Origin of the sequence: Mycobacterium sp. GA-1841 (genome assembly GCF_001954135.1) — a bacterium.
Classification (GTDB): Bacteria; Actinomycetota; Actinomycetes; order Mycobacteriales; family Mycobacteriaceae; genus Mycobacterium.
In genome coordinates this window covers 42,486-52,137 of sequence record NZ_MBEQ01000062.1, presented here as the reverse complement: position 1 = coordinate 52,137, position 9,652 = coordinate 42,486, and the positions used below count along the sequence as shown (strand labels likewise).

Annotated in this window: 11 protein-coding genes and 1 pseudogene; 5 read left to right on the top strand and 7 right to left on the bottom strand. The window is 66.0% G+C overall.

The features are described from left to right. Both A5740_RS28385 and A5740_RS14480 read right to left on the bottom strand, forming a co-directional pair. A pseudogene (locus A5740_RS28385) lies at positions 1 to 178 on the bottom strand (NADH oxidase); the annotation flags it as partial. 81 nt (positions 179 to 259) lie between these two features. Next, complete coding sequence (locus A5740_RS14480) at positions 260 to 568, bottom strand: GNAT family N-acetyltransferase (protein ID WP_076195113.1); 309 nt, start codon at positions 566 to 568, stop codon at positions 260 to 262. Between the two features lie 88 nt (positions 569 to 656). Between A5740_RS14480 and A5740_RS14475 the strand changes: the two genes are divergently transcribed. Both A5740_RS14475 and A5740_RS14470 read left to right on the top strand, forming a co-directional pair. Beyond that, positions 657 to 851 (top strand): hypothetical protein, encoded by a 195-nt coding sequence (locus A5740_RS14475; RefSeq protein ID WP_076195091.1) that lies wholly within the window; start codon positions 657 to 659, stop codon positions 849 to 851. 72 nt (positions 852 to 923) lie between these two features. After that, entirely contained in the window at positions 924 to 1,538 is a 615-nt protein-coding gene (locus tag A5740_RS14470) for an LGFP repeat-containing protein (RefSeq protein ID WP_076195089.1), read from the top strand. Here A5740_RS14470 and A5740_RS14465 read toward each other — a convergent pair. The 4 genes from A5740_RS14465 to A5740_RS14450 form a co-directional block, all read right to left on the bottom strand. Beyond that, complete coding sequence (locus tag A5740_RS14465; protein WP_076195087.1) at positions 1,525 to 2,001, bottom strand: hemerythrin domain-containing protein; 477 nt, start codon at positions 1,999 to 2,001, stop codon at positions 1,525 to 1,527. The genes A5740_RS14470 and A5740_RS14465 overlap by 14 nt on opposite strands. Beyond that, complete coding sequence (locus A5740_RS14460) at positions 1,998 to 2,435, bottom strand: OsmC family peroxiredoxin (RefSeq protein ID WP_076195085.1); 438 nt, start codon at positions 2,433 to 2,435, stop codon at positions 1,998 to 2,000. Before A5740_RS14460 ends, A5740_RS14465 begins: the two co-directional genes overlap by 4 nt. A gap of 86 nt (positions 2,436 to 2,521) precedes the next feature. Then, positions 2,522 to 2,980, bottom strand: a complete 459-nt coding sequence (locus A5740_RS14455) for a MarR family winged helix-turn-helix transcriptional regulator (RefSeq protein ID WP_076195083.1) — start codon at positions 2,978 to 2,980, stop codon at positions 2,522 to 2,524. Then, a complete protein-coding gene (locus A5740_RS14450) occupies positions 2,977 to 3,393 on the bottom strand; it encodes a PAS domain S-box protein (RefSeq protein ID WP_076195081.1) in 417 nt (138 codons plus the stop codon). Before A5740_RS14450 ends, A5740_RS14455 begins: the two co-directional genes overlap by 4 nt. A gap of 162 nt (positions 3,394 to 3,555) precedes the next feature. On the opposite strand from A5740_RS14450, the gene A5740_RS14445 reads away from it, so the two are divergent. The 3 genes from A5740_RS14445 (at position 3,556) to A5740_RS14430 (ending at position 8,762) form a co-directional block, all read left to right on the top strand. Continuing rightward, a complete protein-coding gene (locus A5740_RS14445; protein ID WP_076195079.1) occupies positions 3,556 to 5,049 on the top strand; it encodes a catalase in 1,494 nt (497 codons plus the stop codon). A gap of 99 nt (positions 5,050 to 5,148) precedes the next feature. After that, positions 5,149 to 7,113, top strand: coding sequence for a hypothetical protein (locus A5740_RS28745; protein ID WP_175616254.1), 1,965 nt, complete (start codon positions 5,149 to 5,151; stop codon positions 7,111 to 7,113). After that, positions 7,101 to 8,762 carry an acyl-CoA synthetase gene (locus A5740_RS14430; protein WP_076195073.1) on the top strand — a complete coding sequence of 554 codons (1,662 nt, stop codon included), beginning with the start codon at positions 7,101 to 7,103 and terminating at the stop codon, positions 8,760 to 8,762. Before A5740_RS28745 ends, A5740_RS14430 begins: the two co-directional genes overlap by 13 nt. Before the next feature lies 1 nt (position 8,763). On the opposite strand, the gene A5740_RS14425 is transcribed toward A5740_RS14430, so the two are convergent. Continuing rightward, complete coding sequence (locus tag A5740_RS14425) at positions 8,764 to 9,591, bottom strand: family 16 glycosylhydrolase (RefSeq protein WP_067773710.1); 828 nt, start codon at positions 9,589 to 9,591, stop codon at positions 8,764 to 8,766. Positions 9,592 to 9,652: the final 61 nt, after the last annotated feature.

The window sequence follows — 9,652 nt, the reverse complement described above, 5'->3', positions numbered from 1 at the left end:
GTGGTGTGACGAGATACTTCTCCCCCGTCGCCTTCTGCAGGTAGCTGTGGAAGGCCTCCGGCTGGAGCATGCCGGCCAGGGAGACCTCTTGGGTGTAGGTGCTCGCGAACGTCGTGGTGAGTTCCGCGGCGACGCGGGCCCGCAGCCGGGCGATGGTCTCCGGGCCGGCATGCTCCAGCCGGAGGCCTTCCACAGCTACCTGCAGAAGGCGACGGGGGAGAAGTATCTCGTCACACCACAGGCCTAAGTGCCCAGCTGCTCACCGGTCGGTGATGTCGGCATACTCCGGATGGGCATCGATGTACTCGGCCACCGCCCAGCACGTCGGCACGATCCGCAGCCCGGCCGCCCGCGTCGAACGTAGGGCTTCGGCGATCAGGATCGTGGCCAGACCGCGGCCGCGGTACTGCGGATTGACCTCGGTGTGCGGAAAGATCCGGCGGCCATCGCGATCGTGGAAATCGGCCAGTCCGACGGTGTGGCCCTCGACCTCGATGGTGAATCGGTCGGAGTGTTCGGTCACGGTGGTCGCCGCACCGGTGCGGTCGAGGTGCGTCTCGGAACTCATGTGGGCCTCCATTCGCCTTATTCCACGATAACCACGGCCCTCGAAACCGGCTCATTCCCACGGAGATACGCCTGCCTACACTGCGGACATGACAGACCGTCGTCTCGCCCTCGCCGGCCTGGCATTCGGCATCTTGTCGCTGATCGCCGGGGGTCTGCAGGTGTGGGCGTTCGTCGCCACCGACGGCGTCCGGCACCTGGTTCTGGCGGTGTTTGCGTTGAGTGTCGGGATCTCGGTGGCGGTGGCAGCGGTGCACTCACTGCGCCGAAAATCGGGCGATTGAGAGTACTAGCTGCCCATCTCGGTATCTCGGTTTCTGCTGACGCGTCGTTGTCCCCGGTGTTACGTTCGGGAAATGAACCCAAAGCTGATCAAACGCACAGGTGTGCTAGCTGCAGCTTTCGCCATCGCCGGCGCGACTGTCGTTGCATGCTCGGAAGAATCGAAGGACCAGACAAGGGATGCCTTGTCGAGTGCGACGAGTGCCGCGTCGTCGGCGGTCGACGCCGGCACGAGTGCGGTGAAATCCGGGGCCAGCTCGGCCTCGACCGCGGTTTCGTCGGCCGTCGAAGGTGCGCCCACCACGATCAACGCTCCCGGTGTCGGCGAGGTGACGCTCGACGCTCCGACTGCGAAGGCCTATTCCGACGCCGGCGGCGAGGGTGCATTGGGCGCTCCGACAGCGCAGCCACAGAAGGTCGGCGACGGCACGGTGCAGGCGTTCGCCAACGGCACCATCTTCTCCTCACCGTCGACAGGTGCCCATGTGGTGCAGGGTGAGATCTTGCGGGTGTACAACGAAAATGGCGGCCCCGCAGGCACCTTGGGCTTCCCGACCGACGACGAATCCGAGACGGGCGGCGGTCCGGATGCCACCAACGGCGGCTGGGTCACCGAGTTCCAGCACGGCAGCATCAGCTGGCTGAACAAGGGCGGCGGCACGTTCGCCGAGACCGTCACTCCGAAGTAGCGGCCACGCCGCCGCAGAACCAGCCCTCGGGAACGGCGGCGGCGCTGAACAACTCGGCCAGTTCGTCGAGGTCGCCCTGCGCCAGGGTGCCGTCGGCCTGCGGGTAGAGGATTCGCTCTTCCTTCATGTTGTGGGTGTTGAGCTGTTCCAGCAGGTCTCGACACAGCTGCGCGGCGGCGGCGTCTTCGTCGTCGACAACCAGCCGCTCGAGTTTGTCGAGAAGTGGCCACATCAATCCGTGTTCGTGCACCATCACCAGCACCGGACCGAACAGGCCGGCCGCGCGTAGTGGCGGAAACAAGTACTCCTCTTCGATGTAGATATGGCGCCGGAGCAGCGCGATGGCATCCCGTAGGCCGGTGCGCTTTTCAGGGGTGACTGTCGAGGCGTCGGAGCGAAGGAAATCGATGATGCCCTCGTCGATGGTGCGGTGTTCGCGTTCGAGGGTGGCGCTCACAGTCATTCGAGTTCGGCTTCCACGCTGATCTTGGCTCCGGCGAACAACCGGGACACCGGGCACAACGCAGCGGCCTCGTCGACGATCCGCTGGAAACTTTCGCCGTCGACGCCGTCGACCTGCGCTTTGACGGTCAAGGCCGAGGTGACGATGGTGGGCAGGCCGTCGATCTCGTCGAGCGTCACGGTGGCCTGCACGTCGAGCCGGCGCGGGCTCAGATGGTGCTCGCCGAGCTTGAGTGCGAGCGCCATCGAGAAGCACGACGAGTGCGCGGCCGCGGCCAGCTCCTCCGGACTGGTTTTGCCGCCGGGCGCCTCGGTGCGGGCCGCCCAGGTGACGTCGAGCCCGGTCAATGCCCCGCTGCCGGAGGTCAGTTGCCCCGTTCCTGACGCGAGCGGTCCCTGCCAGACGGTGCCGGTGCTGCGTTCGGCGATGCTCATTACCCACCCTCCGCGTTTTTACAATATGGACTTGTAGAAAAACTACGCCGAAGTCCCGGGTAAGGCCAGAGCCAAGGCCGAGATGGCTACAGCGGTATCGGCCTCGGCGCATCGGCGTGGCCATCACCGAACCGTTCGTGCAGGGCGGCGAGGACGGCCGCGCAGGCGGCCCGCTGGGCGGGGTCGATCTGGTCCAGGACTCGGCTCAGCTCGCGGCGACGGCGGGTCGCGGCCCGTTTGACCAGCTTGCGTCCCTGCGGCGTCAGCTCCAAGGCGACGATTCTGCGGTTCGACGGGTCGGTGACCCGCACCAGATGGCCCGAAGCGTGCAGCCGATCGGCCAGGCGGGTAACCGATGACCCGGCCACTCCGAGCGCCTTCGCGCACTGCGTGGACGTGGACCGACCCCGGTCCTGCAACGCAGCCAGCAGCCGGAACTGTGGCAGCGAAACCTCAAGCTGCTCCAGGCTGCGCAACGCCACCCCGACCAGATCGCGGGTCGCCGTTTCGAAGGCCAGCAACTCGTCGACGGCGGTCTTGGTCATCCGCGTTCGGCAAGCTGACGGCGTAGTTCGCGGGTTTCCTCGAAACGGGCGGTGACATCACGCAACGTGGCGGCGATACCGAGGAGTTGGCCCTGGTTGTCGGCCAGCGGGTGGATGACGAACTCCACCGAGATCGTCGAGCCGTCTGCCCGCACGGCCGGCACTGCGAGCATGTCCCCGTCGCCGTAGCGGCTTTTCCCGGTCTCCATGACCTGGTGCCACCCGGCCCAATGCCGGGCGCGCAGCCGCTTCGGGATGATCAGGTCCAGCGACTCACCGATGGCATGCTCGGCGGAAAACCCGAACAGCCGCTCGGCGCCGCCATTCCAGAACGTGATCAACCCGTTTCGGTCTGCGGCCATGATTGCATCAGGTCCGGAAAACAGTGCAGTGGCGATCATCGTCTCGTCCATAAAATTCAGTATTGCACTCAACAACCCTTGCTTTATGCAAGATTAGGGGTCATGGTGAGGCTTGACGTGCCTGGATACCGGATCGACGTGGCGGAAGTGATGTTTTGGGGTACATGCCCCGATTGACAGCCCAGAAAACAGCCCAACTGAACGGAGAATGACATGAGTGCATCCCCAACCGGCTCGACCACCGGCAGCGGAGCGCCGGCCGCCAGTGACCGCAATTCGCTGACCGTCGGGCCCAACGGGCCGATCGTCCTGCACGACGTGCACTTTCTCGAGCAGATGGCACATTTCAACCGCGAACGCGTTCCGGAGCGCAGCCCGCACGCCAAGGGTGCCGGCGCCTTCGGCGTCTTGAAGGTCACCGAGGACGTCTCGCAGTACACCAAGGCCGCGCTTTTCCAGAAGGGCGCCGAAACCGATCTGCTGGTGCGGTTCTCCACCGTCGCCGGGGAGCAGGGCAGCCCGGACACCTGGCGTGACGTACGTGGCTACGCGATGAAGTTCTATACCTCCGAAGGCAATTACGACCTCGTCGGCAACAACACACCGATCTTTTTTCTGCGGGACCCGATGAAGTTTCCGCACTTCATCCGCAGCCAGAAGCGCCTGCCGGATTCCGGGTTGCGCTCGGGCCAGATGCAGTGGGACTTCTGGACCCTCAATCCTGAATCGGCACACCAGGTTACGTATCTGATGGGGCAGCGGGGCCTGCCGCGGACGTGGCGGCACATGAACGGTTACGGATCGCACACGTTCATGTGGGTCAACGCCGGAGGCGAGAAGTTCTGGGTCAAATACCACTTCCACACCGAGCAGGGCATGGAGTTCCTCACCAACGCCGAAGCCGCGGCACTAGCCGGTGAGGACGCCGACTTCCACCGCCGAGACCTGTTCGACGCCATCGAACGCGGCGACCACCCCAGCTGGCGGCTCTCGGTGCAGGTGATGCCCTACGCCGAGGCTGCCGACTATCGGTTCAACCCGTTCGACCTGACCAAGACGTGGTCGCATGCCGACTACCCGTTGATCCAGGTGGGCACCTACACGCTGAATCGAAACCCGGAGAACTTCTTTGCCGAAATCGAACAAGCCGCCTTCTCGCCGGGCAACACCGTGCCCGGCATCGGGCTGTCGCCGGACAAGATGCTGCTCGGCCGCGCCTTCGCCTACAACGACGCCCAACGCAACCGGATCGGCACCAACTTCCACCAATTGCCGGTCAACCAACCGCGCGAGGGTGTCGACGTCAACACCTACATGTTCGACGGCCAGATGACCTACCACCACGCCGGGGCCGCGGCGGTCTACGCACCCAACAGCACCGGCCGTTCGTTCGCAGACATCACCGGACCGGCCGAGGACGGCTGGGAAACCGACGGCGAATTGCTCCGCGCGGCCTACAGCCTGCATTCCGAGGACGACGATTTCGGTCAGCCCGGCACGCTGGTCCGCGAGGTCTGGGACGACGCGCAACGCACCGCGGCCGTCGAGCAGATCGCCGGTGCGCTGGACGGCGCCGTCACCGGCGATGTCTTGGAACGCGCATTTGAGTACTGGCGCAACGTCGACGCCGATCTCGGTGAGCGCATCGAGAAAGCCGTACGCCAGGGCGCTGTCCCCGAACCCGTCGAGGGGATGAGCGAGGCCTGACGCCCGGCTGCGCCAACTGATCTCGGCGAATCCCGCCCGCAAAGCCACCCGCTCCCGTTAGCGTGCCAGAGGTCGAAGTGGACGCACAGGGGGGCGGGAATGACACGAGTCGCAACGTGGGTGGGCGCCGGGGTTTTCACGGCGGGAATATCGGCGGCCATGCTCGCCGGGGCGGCAACCGCCCACGCCGACGAGGACGGGCCGTCGAAGAAGGATGCGGGGTCGGCGGCCACCCACAACGATTCCTCACAGCGATCCCATCAGCGAAAGGCGCACGTCGCGAAACAGCGGGTGAAGCCCGGGATTTCGCGAACCAAGGCCGACAAGCCAGATAAGGCCGAGAAGACAGACAAAGCCGACAAGACGGACAAGACGGACAAGCCCGAAAAAGCAGAGGCCGAGAAGAACCAGAACAAGACCTCGACCGACGCCGCAACGACCGAAGTCACCGATTCGGTTGCGACCAAGGCCCGCACGTTGTTTCGGGATGACAGCCGTGCCACGACCGAGGAGGCGCCGAAGGCCGTCGAAGTCCGGGTGCGGCCGCCGATCAAGATCCGCTCGGCACGGGCTGCAGCCCGCGAGCGGGTGAACCCGCCGACACCGACGCCCACACCGGCAACCGAACCGGCCGCCGAAACCGAGGCATCGATCGGCACGATGTCGCGCAACGTCGTGACGTCGGCGCCGTCAGACCTGGACGGTTCCGCAGGGCGCATCCGCAGCCTCGCTTCGACGACGGCCAACCCGAGCCCCCACGATCCGCTCGAGACGATCCACGATGTGCTGCGCAGTCTCGGGGCGCTCGCCCTCAACCCCGAGCCGCAGAATTACCCGAAGCCGCTGTCGTTTCTCGGGGACGTCGTGTTCGATACGCTCGCCACGCTGGAGCGGGTGGTCGGCGGTGACCCGGTGATTCCCGCGGGCCTGCGGGACTCGGTGCAGGTCAGTACCTCCACGCTGGTGGTCTCCGAAGGCCATGAAGTCGAGTCGAATTGGTATGTCCCCACCACGCAGGAGGGGCAGCCCGCACCCACCCGGATGATCTACCTGCAACACGGGTTCCTGGCCAACGGCCCGCTCTACAGCTACACCGCGTCATACCTGGCGCATTCGACCAACAGCATCGTCGTAACCACCACCTACACCTCGAACCCGTTCGAGGCCGACGGCATGTGGCTCGGAGGCGACAAGCTGCACGAGGCCGTCGCGCAGTTGTTCCTCGATCCGGACCGTACCGCACTCAACGCCAGCCTGGACACCGCCGAACTCAAGGCCGGCCGCACCGGCGATCTCGACGTGCCCTTGGACTTCGTCGTCGTCGGGCACTCGCTCGGTGGTGGCTTCGCCCCCGGGGTCGCCGGGTACTACGCCGAGGGACTGACCCGTCGCCGCGAGGACCCGACCTACACGGGCGACACGACCAACCACCTGGCCGGCGTGGTGACCTATGACGCGGTGCCGATGGGCTCGATCGTCCCGGACGCGATGAGCCGGCTCGACGAGCTGGAAACGAACGGCACCATCGACCCGAGCGACGACGACCCGAACGACTACATCCCGGTCTACGAGATCGGCGCCCCGCTGAACTTCCTCAACGTGTTCAGCGACGTCAACAGTCAACTGTCGCAGGCCAGGCCGGGGCAGTTCACCGGGGTGGTGCTCGAAGACGGCGTGCACATGGATCCCATGCAGGGCGGCAATCCGCTGATCCAGGTGGCCGCCTACCTCATCGCCGGGTTCCCGCAACCGCAGAACCCGCTGGCCGTGCGGGAGCTGTCGTCGGGATGGATCAACGACATGTTCGACGAGAAGATCGATCCCACGACGGGGGCGTGCGAAACCGACTGCGCGGGACAGTACGGCGACGGCGACGACTCGTTCACGATCACCACCGCCGAGGGTGACGCCGTGGCAGTGCTGATCGGCACACAGAAAGCTGCCGATATGACGTCGTTGCGCGCCATCAGCCTGACCGACTTCATCTCCGCCATCCCCGCCGGTGTGCTCAACGGTCTGGAGACCACCTGCGACCTGTTCTCCGGTGGCTCATGCGTGGTGTAACCGACATGCTGGGCGGTATTCGCCAGACGCTGCAGCGGGCGGCCGAGTCCGGGCACGCGGTCCAGCGCCTGACCGCCACCGGCGTGCTCGACCTCAAAGACCTGAAGTCGGCGGTTCGGGCCGCAAAACTCGCCCCCGTGTACGGACCACAGGCCACGATGGCGATCCAGGGCGCCCACCGGTTCCCGACGTTGCCGGCCATCGTCGACGAGCGCGGCACGTTGACCTATCAAGAGATCGACGATCAATCGTGGGCCCTGGCGCATGGACTGCAGTCTCTCGGCGTCGTCGAAGGTTCGGTGGTCGGCGTGCTGTGCCGTGACCACCGCGGCCTGGCGCTCGCGATGGCCGCGTGCGGCAAGCTGGGCGCCCGGATGGTGTTGATGAACACGGGCTTCGCCAAACCACAGTTCGCGCAGGTCTGCGAGCGCGAGAAGGTCAGCGTGATGCTGCACGACAGCGAGTTCCTCGGTCTGCTCGACGCGCTGCCCTCCGACCTGCCGCGCGTGGTGACGTGGGTGGACGACGGTGCCGAGCTGCCACCGGGAGCCCGTACTCTCGATGCCCTCGTCGCCGCGAATTCCACCGAGCCGTTGCCGCCGCCGAGCCGGCCAGGCGGTTCGGTGATCCTCACCAGCGGCACCACCGGGCTACCCAAAGGCGCGCCGCGCGGTTCGGTGTCGCCGCTGGCGACGGCACAGATCATCGACCGAATCCCGTTCCCGCGCAAGGGAACCATGGTCATCGTCTCCCCGATCTTTCACAGCACCGGCTGGGCCACCTACGGGGTGGGCGCGGCGTTGGGCAACAAGGTCGTGACGGCCCGGCGGTTCAATGCCGAGGGCACCCTCAAACTCATCGCCGAGCATTCGGCCGACATGCTGGTGGCCGTGCCGACCATGCTGCACCGGATGGTCGAACTCGGTCCCGACGTCATCGCCAAGTACGACACGTCGTCCCTGAAGGTCATCCTGATCGCCGGGTCGGCGCTGAGCCCCGAGTTGTCCACCCGGGTGCAGGACACGTTCGGCGACGTCCTCTACAACATGTACGGCTCGACGGAATGCGCCATCGCGTCGGTGGCCACCCCGGCCGAGTTGCGTGCCGCACCCGGCACCGCGGGTCGGGCCCCGGTCACCTGCGAGGTGGTGCTCTACGACGAACACGACCAACGCGTCCACGGCCGAAACCGCCGCGGCCGCATCTTCGTCCGCAATGGTGCACCGTTTCAGGGCTACACCGACGGCCGCAGCAAGCAGATCATCGACGGCTACATGTCCAGCGGCGACATGGGCCACTTCGACGACGACGGACTGCTGTTCGTCGACGGCCGCGACGACGACATGATCGTCTCGGGCGGTGAGAACGTCTTTCCGCAGGAAGTGGAGAACCTGCTGGAGCAACGCACCGACGTCGCCGACGTGGCGGTGGTGGGCGTCGACGACGTCGAGTTCGGAAAACGGTTGCGCGCCTTCATCGTTTCCGAGCCCGGCGCGACGCAGAACCCAGCCGACATCAAGCAGTACGTGAAGGACAACCTGGCCCGCCACAAGGTGCCACGCGACGTGGTGTTCATCGACGAACTGCCGCGCAACGCCACCGGAAAGCTACTCCGGCGGGTGCTGACCGAAATGCAGATCGAACCCTGAGCTACCAGACGCGCACGTAGTCCACGAGCATGTCGGCCGGATAGGTGCCCCCGCTGGGATCTTCTCCGCCGGAGCCCGCGACGGCAAGGTTCAGCACGACGAACATCGTGTAGCCCGGTTGATTGAACGGCCAGTCCGGCAGCTGGCTCGCCGCGACCTCGAAATACGGTTTCGCACCGTCGGTGTAGTCCTGCCAGAACCGGGCACCGTTGGCGTCCCACTGCGTGCGCCAGGTGTGCCAGCCGGTGTCGACGGCGATGTTGTGGGTCTCCCACTCGCCACCGTTGGACTTGGCGTGCACGGTGGTGGCCGAGGGCCATTTGCCGTTGCCGTACCACTCGACGATGTCGAGCTCACCCTCACCGAGGGTGCCGAGCCAGAAGGCCGGCCAGGCGCCGGCGGTCAGGCAGTTGAACTTGATCCGCGCCTCCCAGGTGTGCCCGGCGCCGCCCTCCCACACGCTGGCCAGCTTGGCCCCGTAGTAGGTGTCGCCTTCCTTCGTGGCGCGGATGACGAGGTTTCCCTTGCCGTCGAGGAAGGCGTTCTTGCGGTCGTCGCGGTACTGGCCGATGCGACCGGGCTGCTCCCAGTAGGTGGGGTCCTTGATGGTCTCGCGGGCCTTGGCGATGGTCCACTTCGCCGTGTTCGGCGACGAGCCCGCAGGCCCGTCGAACTCGTCGGCGAACACGTAGTTCACCGCGGACGGCGCCGGAACACGCGGGGCCTGGGGCTTGGCGGGAAGCGCGTGGGCCTGCTGGGCGGGTAGCGCCGCCGCCATCACGCCGAGACCCGACAACATCATCATTTTTCGACGGTCCAAGTTGGCCATGGTGGACCACGATAGCCGTGCACCGGGACCGCCCGGCGCCCGTTGGCATGCTCACACCTCC